Source organism: Brevundimonas sp. SORGH_AS_0993, assembly GCF_030818545.1.
In the GTDB taxonomy this organism is placed as follows: Bacteria; Pseudomonadota; Alphaproteobacteria; order Caulobacterales; family Caulobacteraceae; genus Brevundimonas.
This window is the reverse complement of record NZ_JAUTAH010000001.1, coordinates 840,573-856,670: the sequence shown is the minus strand read 5'-3', so window position 1 is coordinate 856,670 and position 16,098 is coordinate 840,573. Positions and strand designations below refer to the sequence as shown.

Sequence of the window (16,098 nt, the reverse complement as noted above, 5' to 3'; positions counted from 1 at the left end):
AGCCGCCATGTCTCTGAAATCTGCGGCAAGGGCCGTGGTCAGGGTATCTGGCGGGCTGTCTAAAGGCGAGCGTGTGTCGACACTGGACTATAGGATTCCGGCTCAGGACGTGATCACAGAGGCGGGGCGTATTTCCAATGCCCTGCGTCTAGGCGGCTATGACGCCGAGGGCCTGGACATGTTCGATCTGGCGCGACAGGCCGTGGCGCGCGCGGCGATCGACTGGGTCCGCGCCATCGACATCGAGATTGTCGAGGCTCCCTGGTCCCAGGCGCCGGACGGCGGCGTCGAGATACGATTTCGATTCCACGCCGACGCCGACGCGGATAGCGCGCGATTGGCGTTGGACTGACGGGTCCGAACCCTCATCTTCATAGTCTGAGCGACGCGACCATGTTCAGCCGCATCCGGCCTGATGGCTTTACTCTTCTGCTGGCAGGGGCGGTTCTGCTCGCGACCCTGCTGCCCTGTCGCGGAGCGGCGGCCGCCGGGTTCGAATGGGCGACACGGGCGGCCATCACCCTGCTGTTCTTCATGCACGGGGCGAAGCTTTCGCGCGAGGCCGTCGTTCGGGGGCTCGGCGCGTGGCGACTTCATCTCGGCGTCCTGACCTCGACATTCGTTCTGTTTCCTCTTCTTGGTCTGATGGTTATCCTGGTTCCGGACGCCTGGATCGGGCCGGAGGTCAAGGTCGGGGTCCTGTTCCTGTGCGTCCTGCCTTCGACGGTGCAGTCGTCGATCGCCCTGACCGCCATCGCAGGCGGCAATGTCGCGGCGGCGGTGTGCAGCGCTTCCCTGTCCAACATTCTGGGCGTCTTTCTGACCCCGCTGCTGGTCGGTCTGCTGATCCATGCCCAGGCCGGCCAGGACGCCGATATCGTCGGCGCCATAGGCAATGTCGCCCTGACGCTGCTCGCTCCCTTCCTTCTGGGCCATCTGTCGCGCCCGTGGACCGCAAGGTTTGTCGATCGGCACAAGCTGTTCCTGGGCCGGCTGGATCGAGGGTCGATTCTGCTGGTGGTCTATACGGCGTTCAGCGCGGCGGTCATCGAAGGCATCTGGTCGAGGCTTACCGTCGGCGATTTCGCGCTTATCGCCGTGGTGGACGTCCTTCTTCTCGCCGCCGTGCTCGTCCTCACCACGGTCGCGGCGCGCCTGTTCGGCGTCAGGGTGGAGGATGAGATCGTTCTGGTCTTCTGCGGCTCCAAAAAGAGCCTTGCCAGCGGCGTGCCCATGGCGGCGGCCCTGTTTCCCGCGGCGGCCGTCGGCGTCATCATCGTGCCCCTGATGCTGTTCCATCAGTTGCAGTTGATCGTCTGCGCCATTCTGGCCCGGCGTTACGCCGAGCGAAATGCGGCCGAGGACGCGACGGTGATGCTCCCGACCTGATCCTCGTGCGCCTGTGGCCCGCTTTTGTGCGCCTGCCGACAAGACCTGTTCGGCGGTCGAGGCGATGTCTGGCTGAAATTCGGTGCTGAGGAGAGGCGCATGGCTTTGATCTGCGAGAGCGGTCAGGTTCGACACGAGGTGAAGCCGGGAGCGATCCACCATCTGAAGGCTACGCCCGAGACCGTGCACTGGGGCTATTTCCATCCCGAGATCAAACCGGCCCTGCGGGTGCATAGCGGCGACCTGATTCAGGCCGAGGCCATCACTCACCATGCCGGGGATGCGCCCGAGCTGATGATGGACGAGCCCATCACGCGCATCTTCACCGAGATCGAGCCCGAGGATCGCGCGCCCGGCGTCCATATCATGACGGGACCGATCTATGTCGAGGACGCCAAACCGGGCGACATGCTCGAAGTTCGCTATCTGAGAATGACGCCGCGGTTCAATCACGGCTCCAACCTGGCGGCCAACTGGGGGCATCTGTACCAGGAGTTCGACGAGCAGGAGCGCGTCACCATCTATGAACTCGATCCCAACGCCAACACGGCCAGCGCCCTTTATGCCTATGACTTCAAGGGGAAGTACCTGGTTCCCGGCACCATCACCCACTGCCCGGTCTGCGAACGTCAGCCTGCGCTGAAGGGCATCACCATACCCGCCCGGCCGCACCTGGGCACGGCCGGCGTGGCGCCTTCGGTGGACGAGCGGGTGAGCACGATCCCGCCGGGCCTGCACGGCGGCAATATCGACAACTGGCGGATCGGCGCCGGCGCGACGATGTACTATCCGGTGCAGGTCGACGGCGCCCTGTTCTCGATCGGCGACCCCCATATCAGCCAGGGCGACGGAGAGATTTCCGGCACCGCCATCGAGGCCTCGCTGGATGTCCTGATGCAGATCGTCCTGCGCAAGGACTTCTCCTTCCCTTCGCCGCTGCTTGAGACGCCGACCAAATGGATCGTCCATGGCTTCGACGAGGACCTCGACAAGGCCATGAAGAACGCCGCCCTGGATATGCTCCACCTGCTCACCGAGCATCAGGGTCTCAGCCGGAACGACGCCTATTCGTTGATGAGCGTGGCGACGGACTTCGGCGTGACCCAGGTTGTCGATGGCACCCAGGGCATCCATGTACGGGTCGATCGCGGAATATTCCCCAACAAGGGGGTCGTCGGCGACGTCGTCGCCAATGATCGGGACGAATAGGACGGCGCGATCTCAAGATCGTCGGGGATCGGACGACCTTTGCGCCACGATCCCGACATTGCCCCGCCCGTCGGATGCCTCTAGCGTTGCGGTGGGTTCCGCGTCCTTCTCCCTGTCTGTGGACGGAGGAGCCTGATCGGATACGACCCATTGCGACTGACGACAAACGCCTATCCCAAGGAACAGCGCCAGGACGCATGGCGCTTTGCGTTGAAGCGCGTCTCGCTCGAATGCCTCGAAAGCGAAGACGAAATCTATGGGGAACTCGTCACCTTTCGCAGCGCCCTGGACATCCAGTTCCTCAGGATCACCGGGACGCGACAGTCGCTGGCGGTCGATTTCAGCGAGACCCTGCCTTGCGTCTGGCTGGTGCTGGTCCTGGAAGGGGAGGGCGCCGTGACCAGCGGCGCCGTGCATCAGGAACTCCATGCGGGCTCCCTGATCTGCGGCGGGGACAGGGTCGGGGTAAGACTGGACATGGCGGCCGATCACCGGCTGCTTGTCGTTCGCGCGCCCTTGACCCTGCCCAGCCTCAAGGCCAGGGCGACGCCACCGTCGGTGGTGACCGTCCTGGATGGGCGGTCCAACCTGGGGCAGATGCTGGCGGGGCTGCTGTTTTCCGTCGCCGACGCCATGGTCGACACCACCAACGACCAGATGCGCCCCGTCGAGACGGCCCTGCCGGAATTCATCGCCTCGCTTCTGCTGGACAGCGCGCCGGACAAGGACCGCGGCGGTACGGCGGGCGGTCGCGCGGCGCTGCTGGAACGGGTGTTCCAGACAATCGAGATTCGTCTGAGCGACCCGGACCTCAACCTGCAACAGGTCGCGGCGGAACACGGGATCTCGCCGCGCTACCTGCAGAAACTGTTCGAATCCGTCGGCGACAGTTTCGGCCATTGCGTGAAGACACGCCGACTCGAACGTTGTCGGCTCGACCTCGGCAGCCCCCTGCACGCGCAGAAGTCGATCTCCGAGATCCTGTTCCAGTGGGGCTTCAACGATTCGGCCTCGTTCAGCCGCGCCTTCCGCGAACAGTATGGCGTCAGTCCGCGCCAGTACCGCAAGGCGCCGGCCCTGCCCGACGAAGAGGCGTCCGAGACCCCGCTGCGGGGGCGTCCGGCGTCGCTCAAGGAACACAAGAAGCCGCCGCTCCGATTGGCCACGATCGAGGACGAGGAACCGGAACAGCCCGCGCCCACGCAGGAGAGGGAAGTCCAGACCGTGCCGATGGGGCCGGGCGTGCGCCATCACTTGCTGCCGGCGACGCCGGAGACGGTCCACTGGGGCTTTTTCAGCCGCAACCTGAAACCGGCGATCGAGGTCCAGTCCGGCGACTATGTGACCGTCGAGACCCTGACCCACCACGCCAACGACGACCATGAGCGAATGATCGACGGCGATCCCGGCGCCGAAAGCGTGTTTCGGTGGACCGCCGAGGGCAAGGCCGTCGACCGCCGCGGCGCGGGTCCCGGCGACGCCTCGGCGCTAGGGCGTGGGGCGGGCGAAGGCTTCGGCGTTCATATTTGCACGGGGCCTATCGCCATCGCCGGGGCTCGGCCGGGCGATGTCGTCGAGGTCCGCATCCTGGACATCGCGCCGCGCCCCAGCGCCAACCCCAAGTTCGCCGGACGTTCGTTCGGCAGCAATGCGGCGGCCTATTGGGGCTTTCACTACAACGACCTGCTGACAGAGCCGAAGCCGCGCGAGGTCATCACGATCTACGAGGTCGATCACCAGCATAGCCGGTCGTGCGCGCGGGCCGTCTACAACTATCGCTGGACGCCCCAGACGGACCCGTTCGGCGTGGTCCACCCTCGCATCGACTATCCGGGCGTGCCCGTGAATCTGGACACGGTCGAGCGCAACTTCGAAATCCTGCAAGACATCGAAGTGCCGATCCGGCCCCATTTCGGAGTGGTCGCCATGGCGCCGGCCCATACGGATCTGGTCGATTCCGTGCCGCCAGCCAATTTCGGCGGCAATATCGACAATTGGAGGCTGGGCCCTGGCGCCAGTCTCTATCTGCCCGTCGCCGTGGCGGGAGGTCTCTTGTCCCTTGGGGACCCCCATGCGTCCCAGGGCGATTCCGAACTGTGCGGCACCGCCATCGAATGTTCGATGACCGCCGTGATCCAGGTGGTGCTGCATCCGGCCAAGACCGCGCGCGAACCGCTGAAGGATCTGGACTATCCTCTGCTCGAAACGCCGGACGAATGGGTCATCTTCGGCTTTAGCCATCCCAACTATCTGAAGGAACTGGGGGCGGCGGCGCAGAGCGAAGTCTATAAGAAGTCCTCGATCGACCTGGCCATGCGCGACGCCTTTCGCAAGGCGAGGCGGTTTCTGATGACGATGCGCGGTCTCAGCGAAGACGAGGCCATCTCCCTGTTGTCCGTCGGCGTCGATTTCGGCGTGACCCAGGTGGTGAACGGCAACTGGGGGGTTCACGCCATTATTCGCAAGGCCCTGTTCGCGGGGTAAGGGCGGTCAGCGTCAACTTCGCGCACGGCTGCGGACAAATTGGCGAGACGGCAAGGTGTTAGGTTCGCCACAAGGATCACCACATTCGAACCTGAGCCGACATATGAGCACCATGACCGCCCTGCCGCCCGTGATCGGAGCCGCCGCCTGGCGCGGCGATACGCTGAGCAAGTCGCAGGACTGGATCTATCGGCTTTCGGCCGAGGAACTCGCCGAACTCGAAACCCTGGGCGCTCGTTTCATGGAAGACGACCCCGATCTGCGCTTCGTGCAGGCGGCCGATTATCCGCTCGTCGCCTGCGCCGACGCGGTCAAGGCCTGGGGCCAGGATGTGGATCGCGGTCGGGGTTTCGTTCTGGTGCGCGGCCTTCGCACGGACCTGTACTCGGACGCCCTGTCGGCGGCGATCTACTATATTCTCGGCCTGCACATGGGCGATCCCATCCGGTTGAACGAGATGGGGGATCTGATCGACAGCGTTTACGCCACCTCGACCAAGACGATGGATGATCCCACGGCCCTGTCGTCCAAGGTACGCGACAAGCTGGTGTTCCATTCCGACAGTTCAGACATCGTGTCGCTGATGTGTCTGCGTCCGGCCAAGTCCGGCGGGGCGTCGTGCCTGGTGTCCGGCGCGGAAATCTACAACGAAATCCTGCGCCGCCGCCCGGACCTGGCGCCCCTGTTGCTCGAACCCTTCCATTGGGACTGGCGGCGTCAGGATCACAATGCGCCGGCGAACAGCTATGCATCGCCCGTGGTCAGCCTGGAGGAGGGGGTGTTCAGCATGTATGCGGGCAGCCTCTACATCCTGACGGCCCAGGACTATCCGGACGTGCCGCGCATCACCCCCCAGCAGGTCGAGGTGCTGAAACTGTTCGACGAGATTACCTACGAACCCGGCATGGCCATAGAGATGGATTTCCGGCCGGGCGATATCCAGTGGCTGTCGAACTACGCCGCCCTGCATTCGCGCACGGCGTTCGAGGACTATCCCGAGCCGCAGCGTCGTCGCCACCTGCTCCGCATGTGGTTGAGCCGTGCGGGCGCACGGCCGGTGGTTCCCGGTTTCGGCAAGAATGGCGTGGTTCAGGTGCGCGAGGCCCCGCGCGACGGACAGCCTGAGCATCCAGACGCCTGGTTCAGCATCAAGCTGGCGGCTGTGCCCCGCCTGTTGTCCTGAGGCGGATCAAGCCGGATGGAACGGTTCGACGTCTTGATCGTGGGGGCGGGGCACGGCGGCGGCCAAGCGGCGCTGCAACTCCGTCAGGAGAAGTTCGAGGGGTCTATCGCCCTGCTCGGCGACGAGCCGTGGCTGCCCTATGACCGGCCGGCCATGTCCAAGGACTATCTGTCGGGCGCCAAGCCGTTCGATCGCCTGGGTCTTCGCCCCGCCTCGGCCTGGGCCGAACGCGACATCGCCCTTCGTTTGGGCCGCAGGGCCGTCGCCGTCGACGCCCAGGCGCACCAGGTGACGACCTCGGATGGCGCGGTTTTCGGTTACGGACGGCTGATCTGGGCGGCCGGGGCGTCGCCTCGACGGCTGGCCTGTCCGGGCGCGGGGCTGGGGGGCGTCCATGTTCTGCGAGGTCGTGCGGATGTCGACGCAATGCGTGACGGCCTCGATGCCGTCACGGACGTGGTCATCGTCGGCGGCGGCTATATCGGGCTCGAGGCGGCCGCCGCCCTGGTCAAGGCCGACAAGCGCGTGACGGTGATCGAGGCCCAAGACCGGCTTCTGGCGCGCACCTCGGGCCAAGTGGTCGCGCGGGTGTTCGAGACCGTTCACCGGGCGCATGGCGTCGATTTCCGGTTCGGCCGGACGGTCGAGGCGCTGGAAGGTTTGGGCGGCGTGGTCGATGGCGTCCTTCTGTCGGGGGGGGAGCGCATCAAGGCGTCGATGGTCATTGTCGGCATCGGGGTCGTCCCCAATGTGAAACCGCTGCTCGAGGCAGGGGCGGCGGGCGGGGACGGGGTTCTGGTCGATGAATTCTGCCGCACCAGCCTGGCCGACGTCTTCGCGATCGGCGACTGCGCGAAACACGTCAATCCGTTTGGCGGCGCCGAGCCCCTTCGGCTGGAGTGCGTCCAGAATGCTCACGATCAGGCCCAGACCGTCACCCGGCATCTGGCAGGTCGTTCCGCGCCCTATGAGGCGGTTCCCTGGTTCTGGTCCAATCAGTACGATCTGAGGCTTCAGGCCGTGGGCCTTTCGACCGATCACGACGACGTCGTCGTGCGCGGCGACCCCGACGATTCAAGCTTCTCTGTCGTCTATCTGAGGCAGGGGCGGGTCGTGGCGTTGGACTGTGTCAACGCGGTCAAGGATTATGTGCAGGGGCGCGTCCTGGTCGTGGCGGGGGCCCGGATCGACCCGTCCGCACTGGCCGACGCCACGACGCCCCTGAAATTGCTTCACTCGGTCGCCGCCGACGCCGCCTGAGGGCAGATCATCAATCCTCGGGCGCAATGGTGAAGGTCAGGCCCTCAAGCGCTGCGTTCAGGGGCAGTTGGCACGACAGGCGCGACAGCTGGGTCCGATGGTCCGAGGCGTCCAGAAGATCGTCTTCGTCGCTGGATATCGGCGCAAGAGCGGCGACGGCTTCGGCCTCTACATAGACATGGCAGGTCGCGCACGACCGCGCGCCCCCGCACAGGGCCAGCAGTTCGTCGAACCCCGCGTCGCGGATGGCCTCCATGACCGACAGGCCCTCTTCGCCGGCCACGACGTGAGCCTGACCGTCCCGGGTCAGGAGATTGAACTGAACCATGGCGTTACGACACTGAAGCTTCGGCGTTGAAGAAGGCGCGGGATGGGCCGGATGAAGCCCGAAGTCGTCTGATCATCCTCAACCGCCGACCACGGCCAGACGGGGCGCGACCGGGGGCTGCGGGTTCCGCCGCTCCCATTCGGCCTTGTAGCGACGGATCAGCCAGCTGTTCAGACCGGCCTGCGCGCCTTCCTGCCAGGAGTAACGGCCGCGTTTGGCGTAGCGGGACTGGAGTCCGGTCTGGACCTTGCTGTCCACGTCGAAATCCTGGGCGATGATATGCTGAGTGGCGACCCACATGGCTTCGAGCTTGTGCGGAAAGGACTCGTCCTTCATCGCCCCCGGCGCCACCAGAAGGCCGGTGTCCATATAGTGGCTGGTGGGACTGTCCGGCCTCAGGATCATGAAGATGACCACGTCGCTGGTCATCACCAGGGACAGGGTCGGCGGCAGGTTGGCGAAGGTCAGTCGGCCGCGTTCCACCTCGGTCAGCCCGGGGAAGATCGGCAGGATCGCCTTCTGCGTGGCGTTGAAGCTGGCGTCCGGGTGAAGGGAGCCGTTGAACCTCAAATAGCCGGCGGCGGCGGGATCGGCCGGCGGAAACTCCGCCAGACTCGACGGCACGAAGTCGTGCAGCGGCCCGTGGTGCAGACGACTGGCGTGATAGCCGTCGTTGTTGTTCTCGAACATCACCTTCCAGTTCCACGGCATCAGAGGCGCGGGGTCGGGACGGGGACCTTCGGCGTTGGCCAGGTCGTAGGGGGCGATGGCCTCGGCTACCTGGGTCAGGCGCGGAGCCAGGGGTTCGGCGTTGGCGTCCAGATTGACGAAGATGAAGCCGTGCCAAATCTCGACCTTGAAATTGGGCAGGCCGTGATCCTTGCGGTCGAACTCGCAGGTCCTGTTCATCGCCGGCGCCGCGACGAGGTCGCCATCCAGCGAATAGGCCCAGTGGTGATAGGGGCACAAAAAGCCGCGCGCGTTGCCGCTGCCTTCGGCCACCAGCATGGCGCGGTGCTGACAGACCGACGACATGGCCTTGATCTCGCCCTTGCGATTGCGGGCGATGACCATGGGTTCGTTGGCGATGGTGGTGGTGAAATAGTCGCCCGGCGCGGCCAGCCAGCTTTCACGACCGACGCAAAGCCACTCGCGCGTGAAAATCGCCTCCTTCTCGAACGCATAGAAGTCGGCGTCCGTGTAGCAGGCGGGGGGAAGCGTCTCTGCGGACAGGACGTCCCGATCTGAACTGTCGAGGCTGTGGATGAATTCGGATGAGAGCATCATGAGATGGACCTTAGCCGCCGTCGGCTCGGTCCTCTTGGCGTATGACGCCCTATGATTTGTCGTCCGACTGCGCCTTGGGCGGGCCTATAAGGGCAGGGTAGAGCGCGTTTCAACCTGGCGGTGTTCGCCGACGGACTTCTGGCGCGGTCGTCTGCGGCGGCTGAGGCGCCAGCTGTGGTTGCCGATCTCGACGATGTCCGGTTGGGGCGATGGCGGACAGGGTGGGATTCGAACCCACGGTGGGCTTCCACCCACGGCGGTTTTCAAGACCGCTGCCTTAAACCGCTCGGCCACCTGTCCTCCGTGCGGACGAACGCCATAGCAGGCGAAGGGGCCGTTAACCAAAGCGGAAATGTCTTTGGCCATGCTGTTTTCGATTTTTGAGCCGAGGCGGACGGATGACGGCGAGACAGTGGATCGGCAGGGCGGCGAGTCTGGGCCTGTTCGCCTTGCTGGCGGCCTGTTCGACGGTTGGCGACGGTCGGGGCGCGGGCGGCTATCCGGTGGTGAAGAACCCTGCGCCGATCGTCAGCGGGACGATGCGGCCCTATCAGGTCCGCGGGCGGTGGTACACGCCCAAGGATCAGCCGAATTACGAGGAGGTCGGCCTGGCGTCCTGGTACGGCGACGCTTTCAACGGGCGGCCCACCTCCAGCGGCGAGCGGTTCGATATGAACGCCCTGACGGCCGCGCACAAGACGCTGCCGCTGCCCGGTCTGGTCGAGGTGACGAATCTGGAGAACGGCCGAAGGCTGGTGGTGCGGATCAACGATCGCGGGCCGTTCGTGGACAGCCGCATCATCGATCTGTCGCGCGAGGCGGCCAAGGAACTAGACCTCTTGTCGCGCGGCGTGGGCCGGGTGCGGGTGCGCTATCTGGGGCCGGCGCCGCAGCAGGGCGGGGGCGTCCTGCTGAGGGCCTCAGCGCCTGCGCCCACGTCTGCGCCCGCGCCGGCGCGGCGATCATCGGTCCCTGTGGCGACGCAGGCGCCGATCGTCACGCCCGTGTCGGCGGCCGAGACGTCGAGTTTCTGGGTTCAGGCCGGGGTTTTCGCCGATGCGAGCGAGGCCCGGCGAATCGCCGACAGCCTGAGCGGCTGGGTCCGGGCCGACGGCGAGGGGGAACGGTATCGGGTCGTCGTCGGTCCGTGGGACAGCGCCAACGCCGCCGAGGCCGCGCGTCTGTCGGTCATGGCGCGCGGTTATGCGGACGCCTTGTTGATATCCGGCCGCTGAAACCCTTGCGGGGTTGCGTCGAGCGCTGCGGGCGCGCCATGAAGGCGCGTGACGCGCGGCAACTTCATCACGTTCGAGGGCGGCGAGGGCGCCGGCAAGTCGACCCAGGTCGGGCGGCTGGTCGCGCGGCTGCAGACCGTGCTGGGCGAGCGGCAGGTGGTGCGCACGCGCGAGCCGGGCGGGTCGAAGGGGGCGGAGGTCATCCGCAATCTGGTGGTGGCGACCGAGGCCGAGCCCTGGTCGGCCATGACCGAGACCCTTTTGATGTATGCGGCCCGCTCGGACCATCTGGAGCACACCATCCGACCGGCGCTGGCGGCGGGCGACTGGGTCGTTTGTGATCGGTTCGCCGATTCCAGCCGCGCCTATCAGGGCGCAGGCGGCGGGGTGGCCCAGAGCTTCATCGAACAGATCGACGCGGGCGTGGTCGGCGAGGACCAGCCGGACCTGACCCTGGTGTTCGACCTGCCGGTCGAGGTGGGGTTGGAGCGCGCGTTCGGACGCGGCCTGTTCGAGACTCGGTTCGAATCGAAGGGCTTGGAGTTCCACCAACGCCTGCGCGAGGGCTTCCTGAAGATCGCCGCGGCCGAGCCGGATCGTTGCGTGCTGATCGATGCGGTCGGATCGCTGGACGAGGTCGAGGCGCGGGTGTGGCGAGCGGTCCAGGACCGGCTGCTGTGAGCGAGGATCATCCCCGTGACCGGTTCGACCTGATCCCGGACGCCGCAGCGGAGGCGGCGTTCCTGGACGCCTGGGAGCGAGGGCGGCTGCACCACGCCTGGCTGTTATGCGGGGTCGAAGGCGCGGGCAAGGCCACCTTCGCCTATCGCGCTGCGCGACGCCTTTTGGGCGCGGAGGCCGATCCGGAGCGCGGGCCGCTGGGGGCGCGACGGGACGACCCGGTCAGTCGGTTGATCTCGGCCCAGGCTCATCCCGATTTGCTGGTGCTGGAGCGGCTGGTCGAGGGGGGCAAGACCAAGAAGTCGATCTCGGTCGATCAGTCGCGCGAACTGCCCGAGTTCTTTTCCAAAAGCCCGTCCCAGGCCCGGCATCGGGTGGCGATCATCGACGCCGCCGACGATCTGAATGTCAACGCGGCCAATGCCTTGCTGAAGGTTCTTGAGGAGCCGCCAGAGCGGGGCGTGCTGTTTCTCGTGACCCATGCGCCGGGCAGGCTCTTGCCCACGATCCGGTCGCGGTGCCGGCGATTGAGCTTTCCGATCTGGACGCCGGAGCGGCTGGAGGCCCTGGTCCGCAATCGCACGGGCGCCGAGCCCGACGATGCGGCCCATGCGGCGGCGATGGCGGGCGGATCTCCGGGGGCGGCCCTGGCGCTGGCCTCTGGCGCGACCTTCGAGATGGACCAACTGGCGCGGCGTTGGGTGGACGGCGACATCGACCGGGCCGAGGCCCTGGCCGTGGCCGACCGCTTTCGGGGCGCGGAGGGGCAGGAGCGGTTCGACATCCTGATGGATCGGTTGATCGCCGCCGTCCGGATGCGGGCCCTGCGGAGCGCGCCGGGCGCCGGCAATCGCTGGGCCGAGCTGTGGGAGCGGTTGCAGCCTCTGCCGGAACGGACGGCGGGCCTGAATCTGGATCGGGGCGACGTTCTGGCCGGCGCCCTGGCCGATCTGCGCCGCGTCCAGACGCAAGACGAAAGGGTGGGCTGATGCTGATCGACAGCCATGTGAACCTGCACGCCCCCCAGTTCGACGAAGACCGCGACGCGGTGATCGCCCGGGCGCGAGACGCCGGAGTGCGGCTGATGGTCGAGATTTCCGATCGGCTGACGACCTTCGAGGCCACGCACGGTCTGGCCATGGCGCATGACGACATCTGGTGCACGGTCGGGGTCCATCCGCACGAGGCCAAGGACACGCCCGACCTGACGGCGGCGACACTGATCGCGTTGGCGCAACGGCCCAAGGTGGTCGGGATCGGGGAATGCGGCCTGGACTTCCACTATGATCTGAGCCCGCGCGAAACGCAGGCGGCGGTCTTTCGCCAGCATGTGGCGGCGGCGCGTGAGACGGGCCTGCCGCTGGTCATCCATACGCGCGAGGCGGACGAGGTCATGGCCGCGATCCTGAAGGAAGAGCACGCCGCGGGGCCGTTCAGGATGCTGATGCACTGCTACACCAGCGGGGCCGAGTTGGCGCGGCTGGCGGCGGAACTGGGGGCCTGGTTCTCCGTATCGGGCATCGCCACCTTCAAGGCCGCCGAGGATGTCCGGGCGGTGATCCGCGACATGCCGGCCGACCGGATCGTCGTGGAGACCGACTGCCCCTATCTGGCGCCCGTTCCGCACCGGGGACGACGCAACGAGCCGGCCTATGTCGGCCATGTGCTGGACAAGTTGGCCGAGATCCGGGGGTGGAGCCCCGAGGAGGCGGACCGGATCACGACCGACGCCTTCTTCGCCCTGTTCGACCGCATCGCGAGGCCGCAATGAGTTTCGAGGTCGTCATCCTGGGCAGCGGGTCGTCGGGCGGGTCGCCGCGCGGCGACGGCGACTGGGGCGTCTGCGATCCCGCCGAGCCGAAGAACCGGCGCACCCGCTGTTCGATGCTGGCGCGAAAAACCGGGCCGGAGGGCGTCACCACGGTGCTGATCGACACTTCGCCGGACCTGCGCGAGCAGATGCTGGCCAGCGGGACCACGCATGTCGATGGAGTGCTCTATACCCACGACCATGCCGATCAGACGCACGGGATCGACGATCTGCGGACCTTTGCGGCACGGGCGCGAAAGCGGATTCCGGCCTGGATGGACGAGGCGACGCGAGCGTCGCTGACGCATCGATTCGACTATATTTTCGAGACCAAGCTGGGCTATCCGCCGCTGCTGGACGCACGGACCATTCCCCCGCACGGAACGGCCTGGTCGGTCGAGGGGGCCGGCGAGGCGATCCCTGTCATCACCTTCGATCAGGCGCACGGCCCGATCCGTTCGGTCGGCTATCGGCTGGGCGACGTGGCGTATTCCAGCGACGTGTCGGACCTGGACGAGGCAGCGATCCGGGCGGTGGCGGGATGCAAGATCTGGATCGTCGACGCCCTGCGCTACGCGCCCCATCCGACCCACGCTCATCTGGACAAGGCGCTGGAATGGATCGCGGCCGCCGAGGTGGAGCGGGCGGTGCTGACGAACTTGCATATCGACATGGATTACAAGGCGTTGTCGGCACTTGTTCCGGCAAACGTCGAAGTCGGGTTCGACGGCTGGAGCCGGACTTTCGGCTGACCTTGGGCTGAAATTGCACTGCGGAAAACAGTGCAATGTGCAATTTCGCGCCTGATTTCAAAGACCGGACAAAGCAGTCTAACACGATCCGGAGCGGCGCCATGTCGATTGCCGAAAAGACCGGAAAAGGTCGGAAATTTCAAAGGGCGGTAGGTCGGAAATAGGGGACGAAGAGCGGAGCCGTCGATCGGGAGGTCGACCCGGCGCCGCCGTTTCGGCAATTGCGCCGGCCCGTCGTGACTGGACTCCGCCACGGGGGCGTCGAGGCAGTCCTCAGTCCGATCCGGCCCTATGCCCCTTCCAGTCGAACAGTTCTTCCAGCACCTGCACCGCCTGACCTCGCGCGGAGGTCAGGTCGGGGTCGCGGTTCAGGATCAGGCGGGCGTCGTCGGCGGCGGCCAGCATCAGGTCGCGGTGGCGGATCGGGTCGGCGAAACGATAGGCGGGGAAGCCGCTCTGTTTCAGGCCCAAAGGGTCGCCGCCGCCGCGCAGGCGGAAGTCTTCTTCGGCGATGATGAAGCCGTCCTCGGTCCGACGCAGGGTCTCCAGCCGTTCTTTCGCTGTGTCGCCCAAGCCGCGTCCTGGGGCGCCGTCCTGGCCGCCGTACAGCAGGATGCAGGAACTGGGCTTCGAGCCGCGTCCGACGCGGCCGCGCAACTGGTGAAGCTGGGCCAGGCCGAAGCGGTCGGCGTGTTCGATGACCATGATCGAGGCGTTGGGCACATCGACCCCGACCTCAACCACCGTGGTGGCGACCAGCAGGGGAATGCGGCCATCGGCGAATTCGGCCATGACGGCCTCGCGCTCGGCGCCCGGCATCTGGCCGTGGGCCAGGCCGACCTCGACGCCCAGCAGTCGGCGCAGGTCGGCGGCCCGATCCTCGGCCGCGGCCAGGTCTATGGCTTCGGACTCCGCGACCAGAGGGCAAATCCAATAGGCCTGGGCGCCCGTGTCCAGCGCCGTCTTCAGCCGGGCGGCGACCTCGCCGATGCGGGCCAGGGGCAGGACGGCGGTGGTGACGGGGGTGCGGCCGGGCGGCTTCTCCATCAGGCGGCTGACCTCCAACTCGCCGTACTGCGTCAGCTCCAGGGTGCGGGGGATGGGGGTGGCCGACATGGTCAGCAGGTGGACGGCGCCCAGGCGGGGATCGCCTTTCGCCTGAAGGCGCTGGCGCTCGCTGACGCCGAAACGGTGCTGCTCGTCGATGACGGCCAGTGCCAGACGGTCGAAGCGGACGGCGTCCTGGAACAGGGCGTGGGTGCCGATGGCGACCTGGGCCTGGCCGGAGGCCAGGGCCGCCAGCTTCTCACGCCGCTGGCCGTTCGTGTCGCGACCGGTCAGGAGGATCGCCGCGACGCCGGCCCCCTCCAGCAGGGGGCCGAGCTTTTCGTAGTGCTGGCGCGCCAGGATTTCGGTCGGGGCCATCAAGGCGGATTGAAAGCCGCTGGAGGCCGCATCCGCCAGGGCCAGAGCGGCCACCGCCGTCTTGCCCGAGCCGACGTCGCCCTGAAGGAGCCGCCCCATCTGACGGCCCGAGGCCAGATCGCGGCGGATTTCCGCGACCGCCTGGGCCTGAGCGTCGGTCAGGGCGAAGGGCAGGGCCTGGAGCAGATGGTCCGAGGCGGCGCCCGGCGCGATGAGCGGGGCGGGCTTGATCTCCCGCGCGCGGCGACGGCGGGCCAGGGCCAGTTGATGGGCCAGAAACTCGTCATAGGCCAGACGCTGGCGGGCGGGGGCGTCGGGCGACAGATCGGGCTCGCCGGTCGGGGCGTGCAGGGCGTCCAGCGCCGCGCGCCAGGATCGCCAGTTCCGACGCTTCAGCCAGGCGGCGTCCTGCCATTCCGGCAGGTCAGGCGCGGCGGGCAGGGCGGTCTGGATCAGTTTGCGCAACTGGCGCGAAGTCAGGCCCTGCGTCGCCGGATAGACGGGCTCCGACGCGGGGATGTCGGCCGCCTTTTCCGGGGTGACGATGTCCGGGTGGACGATCTGGACCTCGCCGTTGAAGCGTTCGACCTTGCCCGACACCAGCCGGGTCTCGCCGCGCGGCAGCAGACGATCGATATGCTGGGGCGAGCCGCCGAACCAGACCAGATGGACGAAGCCGGTCAGGTCGCTGGCGCGGACCTTCAGCGGAGCGCCGGGACGGCTGGGGGCGAACAGGCGGTCGATGACGATTTCGAAGATTCCGACCTCGCCGTCGATGGCGGTCGCCGCCTGCATCGGGCGGCGGACGATGACGCCCGACGGCGGCAGGAAGATCAGGTCCCGCACCAGAGGTCCTGCGACCTTTTGCACCAGGGGCAGGACGCGGGGCCCCACCCCTTTCAGGGTGGAGACCTCGGCGAACAGGGGGAAAAGAATCTGCGGACGCATCGCCGTGAACATAGCGTGACCACGACGGGTGGCGAAACGGTCCGAGGAGCGCTATTTCCCCCGACCTGTTTGAAAGTCTGCACCGGGCAAGGATTCTTGTGGCCGAA

14 protein-coding genes and 1 tRNA gene are annotated in these 16,098 nt (G+C 66.7%); 11 read left to right on the top strand and 4 right to left on the bottom strand.

Annotated features, from left to right (window positions below):
* Positions 1-73 precede the first annotated feature (73 nt).
* From QE389_RS04310 to QE389_RS04285, 6 genes are all read left to right on the top strand, one after another.
* Entirely contained in the window at positions 74-352 is a 279-nt protein-coding gene (locus QE389_RS04310) for a hypothetical protein (RefSeq protein WP_307364855.1), read from the top strand.
* Positions 353-393: 41 nt separating this feature from the next.
* Complete coding sequence (locus QE389_RS04305; RefSeq protein WP_307364854.1) at positions 394-1,389, top strand: bile acid:sodium symporter family protein; 996 nt, start codon at positions 394-396, stop codon at positions 1,387-1,389.
* A gap of 99 nt (positions 1,390-1,488) precedes the next feature.
* The gene (locus QE389_RS04300; protein ID WP_307364853.1) at positions 1,489-2,598 is read left to right on the top strand and encodes an acetamidase/formamidase family protein; all 1,110 of its coding nucleotides are present in this window, start codon (positions 1,489-1,491) and stop codon (positions 2,596-2,598) included.
* A gap of 150 nt (positions 2,599-2,748) precedes the next feature.
* On the top strand, positions 2,749-5,082 hold the full coding sequence (locus QE389_RS04295) for an acetamidase/formamidase family protein (RefSeq protein ID WP_307364852.1): 2,334 nt from the start codon (positions 2,749-2,751) through the stop codon (positions 5,080-5,082).
* A 103-nt stretch (positions 5,083-5,185) separates the two neighbouring features.
* Positions 5,186-6,265, top strand: a complete 1,080-nt coding sequence (locus QE389_RS04290; RefSeq protein WP_307364851.1) for a TauD/TfdA family dioxygenase — start codon at positions 5,186-5,188, stop codon at positions 6,263-6,265.
* A 15-nt stretch (positions 6,266-6,280) separates the two neighbouring features.
* Complete coding sequence (locus tag QE389_RS04285) at positions 6,281-7,525, top strand: NAD(P)/FAD-dependent oxidoreductase (protein WP_307364850.1); 1,245 nt, start codon at positions 6,281-6,283, stop codon at positions 7,523-7,525.
* A 10-nt stretch (positions 7,526-7,535) separates the two neighbouring features.
* Here QE389_RS04285 and QE389_RS04280 read toward each other — a convergent pair whose 3' ends face one another.
* The 3 genes from QE389_RS04280 to QE389_RS04270 form a co-directional block, all read right to left on the bottom strand.
* A complete protein-coding gene (locus QE389_RS04280; protein WP_307364849.1) occupies positions 7,536-7,853 on the bottom strand; it encodes a 2Fe-2S iron-sulfur cluster-binding protein in 318 nt (105 codons plus the stop codon).
* 78 nt (positions 7,854-7,931) lie between these two features.
* Positions 7,932-9,140 (bottom strand): aromatic ring-hydroxylating dioxygenase subunit alpha, encoded by a 1,209-nt coding sequence (locus QE389_RS04275; protein ID WP_307364848.1) that lies wholly within the window; start codon positions 9,138-9,140, stop codon positions 7,932-7,934.
* 210 nt (positions 9,141-9,350) lie between these two features.
* Positions 9,351-9,440 (bottom strand) — tRNA-Ser (locus QE389_RS04270).
* 98 nt (positions 9,441-9,538) lie between these two features.
* Here QE389_RS04270 and QE389_RS04265 point away from each other — a divergent pair.
* The 5 genes from QE389_RS04265 to QE389_RS04245 are packed head-to-tail and all read left to right on the top strand — an operon-like array spanning position 9,539 to position 13,618.
* Positions 9,539-10,375, top strand: a complete 837-nt coding sequence (locus tag QE389_RS04265) for a septal ring lytic transglycosylase RlpA family protein (RefSeq protein ID WP_307364847.1) — start codon at positions 9,539-9,541, stop codon at positions 10,373-10,375.
* Between the two features lie 48 nt (positions 10,376-10,423).
* Positions 10,424-11,056, top strand: coding sequence for a dTMP kinase (gene tmk / locus QE389_RS04260; protein ID WP_307364846.1), 633 nt, complete (start codon positions 10,424-10,426; stop codon positions 11,054-11,056).
* Complete coding sequence (locus QE389_RS04255) at positions 11,053-12,045, top strand: DNA polymerase III subunit delta' (RefSeq protein WP_307364845.1); 993 nt, start codon at positions 11,053-11,055, stop codon at positions 12,043-12,045. Before tmk ends, QE389_RS04255 begins: the two co-directional genes overlap by 4 nt.
* Positions 12,045-12,827, top strand: a complete 783-nt coding sequence (locus tag QE389_RS04250) for a TatD family hydrolase (RefSeq protein ID WP_307364844.1) — start codon at positions 12,045-12,047, stop codon at positions 12,825-12,827. Before QE389_RS04255 ends, QE389_RS04250 begins: the two co-directional genes overlap by 1 nt.
* Positions 12,824-13,618 carry an MBL fold metallo-hydrolase gene (locus QE389_RS04245; RefSeq protein ID WP_307364843.1) on the top strand — a complete coding sequence of 265 codons (795 nt, stop codon included), beginning with the start codon at positions 12,824-12,826 and terminating at the stop codon, positions 13,616-13,618. The genes QE389_RS04250 and QE389_RS04245 overlap by 4 nt, the downstream gene beginning before the upstream one ends.
* A gap of 273 nt (positions 13,619-13,891) precedes the next feature.
* Here QE389_RS04245 and recG read toward each other — a convergent pair whose 3' ends face one another.
* Entirely contained in the window at positions 13,892-15,991 is a 2,100-nt protein-coding gene (gene recG, locus QE389_RS04240; RefSeq protein ID WP_307364841.1) for an ATP-dependent DNA helicase RecG, read from the bottom strand.
* Between the last annotated feature and the right edge of the window lie 107 nt (positions 15,992-16,098).

What these genes read in the sequence shown, in the direction of transcription:
- QE389_RS04305 (WP_307364854.1), top strand. Translation starts at nt 394, where the DNA reads ATGTTCAGCCGCATCCGGCCTGATGGCTTTACTCTTCTGCTGGCAGGG.
- QE389_RS04300 (WP_307364853.1), top strand. Translation starts at nt 1,489, where the DNA reads ATGGCTTTGATCTGCGAGAGCGGTCAGGTTCGACACGAGGTGAAGCCG.
- QE389_RS04290 (WP_307364851.1), top strand. Translation starts at nt 5,186, where the DNA reads ATGAGCACCATGACCGCCCTGCCGCCCGTGATCGGAGCCGCCGCCTGG.
- QE389_RS04285 (WP_307364850.1), top strand. Translation starts at nt 6,281, where the DNA reads ATGGAACGGTTCGACGTCTTGATCGTGGGGGCGGGGCACGGCGGCGGC.
- QE389_RS04280 (WP_307364849.1), bottom strand. Translation starts at nt 7,853, where the DNA reads ATGGTTCAGTTCAATCTCCTGACCCGGGACGGTCAGGCTCACGTCGTG.
- QE389_RS04275 (WP_307364848.1), bottom strand. Translation starts at nt 9,140, where the DNA reads ATGATGCTCTCATCCGAATTCATCCACAGCCTCGACAGTTCAGATCGG.
- QE389_RS04265 (WP_307364847.1), top strand. Translation starts at nt 9,539, where the DNA reads ATGACGGCGAGACAGTGGATCGGCAGGGCGGCGAGTCTGGGCCTGTTC.
- QE389_RS04250 (WP_307364844.1), top strand. Translation starts at nt 12,045, where the DNA reads ATGCTGATCGACAGCCATGTGAACCTGCACGCCCCCCAGTTCGACGAA.
- QE389_RS04245 (WP_307364843.1), top strand. Translation starts at nt 12,824, where the DNA reads ATGAGTTTCGAGGTCGTCATCCTGGGCAGCGGGTCGTCGGGCGGGTCG.
- recG (WP_307364841.1), bottom strand. Translation starts at nt 15,991, where the DNA reads ATGCGTCCGCAGATTCTTTTCCCCCTGTTCGCCGAGGTCTCCACCCTG.